Annotated in this window: 1 protein-coding gene and 1 pseudogene; both read right to left on the reverse strand. The window is 68.9% G+C overall.

Annotation, left to right across the window (positions count from 1 at the left end; all coding sequences use genetic code 11):
* On the reverse strand, positions 1-245 hold a 245-nt coding region (locus VF643_RS03795), incomplete at its 3' end, for a plasmid pRiA4b ORF-3 family protein (RefSeq protein WP_331042043.1).
* Positions 242-1,395, reverse strand: a pseudogene (gene tnpC, locus VF643_RS03800) (IS66 family transposase); the annotation flags it as partial. The pseudogene tnpC and the gene VF643_RS03795, both read right to left, overlap by 4 nt.
* Positions 1,396-1,529 lie beyond the last annotated feature (134 nt).

The following is a 1,529-nucleotide window of genomic DNA, read 5'->3' on the forward strand; positions in this document are numbered from 1 at the left end:
AGGTCTTGGAGCGTGGCCCTCTTCTCGGAGTGGACACGGTCGTCGAACGGTCCGCCCATGCCGGACGTGCCCCAGCTGCTGCGCCCGGCGCGGAACTCGTGCAGATGCGAGCTGGTCCAGCCCAGGGCGGCCTGAAGGACCTGGTGCAGCCGGTCGAGGCGGAGGTCCACCGGCACCTCGATCTGCCGGAGGACCTTGGGCTCGACGTCTTGCAGCGTGATCTTAAGGCGGGCGATGGTGCTCATGCGGCGATCCTGTTTGGCCCCCGCGCCTCCGCCCAGGTCCAGGGCAGCAGATCGGGCAGGCGCGAGACGGGCGTGTCGGCGATACGGGCGAGGACTTCGGCGAGCCAGGCCTGCGGGTCGGTGTCGTTGAGCTTGGCCGTTCCGATCAGCGTGTACATGAACGCGGCGCGCTCGCCGCCGCGGTCGGAGCCTGCGAACAGCCATGCTTTGCGGCCGAGCGCCACGCCGCGCAGCGCGCGTTCGGCGGCGTTGTTGGTCAGGCAGATACGACCGTCGTCCAGGAACCGCACGAACGCGGTCCAGTCCTTCAGCATATAGTCGATTGCGCCCGCGGCCGGGTTGTGGCGGGCGAGCGCGGCACGCTGGGAGCGAAGCCACTGCTCCAGGTCGGTAACGAGCGGCACCGCGATCTCCCGGCGCACGGCGAGCCGCTCGGCGACGGCCGTGCCGTTGATGTCGCGTTCGACATCGAAGATCGCATCGATGCGCCTGACCGCCTCGGCCGCGATCGGTGAGATGACCGCCGCGCCCTTGCGGCGCTTCAGCTGCGCAGCGACGTCGGCCAGCTCGAAGAACTTGCGTCTGGCATGTGCCCAACACAGCGCGCGCGTGAGTGGCGACGGTGAACGATCAATGCGGAACAGGGCGTTGTAGCCGGCATAGGCGTCGGCCTGCAGGATGCCACCATAGCCGGTGAGATGCCCGACCGGGTGTTCGGCCCGACGGGTCCGCGAGTAATGGAACAGGGCGGCTGGCGGTGCAGGACCGCCGAACGGTCGGTCGTCTCGGACATAGAGCCTGTCCTCGCGGAGGCGGGGGTCCATAGCCGTCCGACATCGGTCTTCGTCTTCGCCAGCACCGGCACGGTCGTATCGTCGCCGTGCAGCCGCTCGGCGGCGAGCACATGCGCCTCGATCAGCAGGTGGAGCGGCCGAAGCGCGGCGGCGCAGGCGCCGACCTGATCGGCCAGCGTGGACAGGCTGATCTCCACGCCCTCGCGGGCATAGCGGTCGCGCTGCCGGTTGAGTGGCTGGTGCGTCCCGAACTTCTCGAACATGACCATCGCCAGGAAGCTCGGGCCGAACATGCCGCGCGGCGTCGCGTGGAACGGAGCGGGCGGCTGGGACACCCCCTCGCAGGCCCGGGGACTGTCAGGATTTCCGTGTGTGGGCGGGCGGTTGAACATTACGCCGCCATGGCCCTGATGAAGCGCTCGCCGAAGATGAGGGCGAACTGCGCCTTGGCCATGGTCCACTCACGTGGCGGCATCTTCCACTCTTTCTC

The sequence above is a fragment of the Sphingomonas sp. genome, assembly GCF_036387595.1.
In the GTDB taxonomy this organism is placed as follows: domain Bacteria; phylum Pseudomonadota; class Alphaproteobacteria; order Sphingomonadales; family Sphingomonadaceae; genus Sphingomonas.